General features: G+C 57.2%; 1 protein-coding gene. It reads left to right on the top strand.

Annotated features, from left to right (window positions below; genetic code table 11):
• Window positions 1-58: 58 nt before the first annotated feature.
• A partial coding sequence (locus GIR22_RS25845) for a sugar nucleotidyltransferase (protein WP_154746099.1) occupies window positions 59-505 on the top strand: 447 nt, incomplete at its 3' end.

Raw genomic sequence — 505 nt, 5'->3', positions numbered from 1 at the left:
TGGACGGCAGTTATCAAGGTGAACGACTAGGTAACACCGACAGCAAGGATTTGATCGCATGAAAGGTATTGTATTGGCAGGTGGCTCCGGTACCCGTCTGCACCCTATTACCCTGGGTGTTTCCAAGCAACTGTTGCCGGTGTATGACAAGCCGATGATCTACTACCCGATCTCGGTGCTGATGCTGGCAGGTATCAAGGACATCCTGGTGATTTCCACCCCGGTGGACTTGCCGCAATACCGCAACCTGCTGGGTGATGGCAGCCAGTTCGGCGTGCGCTTCAGCTACGCCGAACAACCGTCGCCTGACGGCCTGGCCCAAGCCTTCCTGATTGGTGAAGCGTTCATCGGCAAGGACCCGGTCTGCCTGATCCTGGGCGACAACATCTTCCACGGCCAACACTTCAGCGATCAGTTACACAGTGCCGCCAAACGCCCGTCCGGTGCGACGGTGTTCGGCTACTGGGTCAAGGATCCGGAGCGCTTCGGTGTGATTGACTTCGAT

Source organism: Pseudomonas karstica (assembly GCF_009707515.1).
GTDB classification, from domain to species: domain Bacteria; phylum Pseudomonadota; class Gammaproteobacteria; order Pseudomonadales; family Pseudomonadaceae; genus Aquipseudomonas; species Aquipseudomonas karstica.
This window is presented reverse-complemented; position numbering and strand designations above follow the sequence as displayed.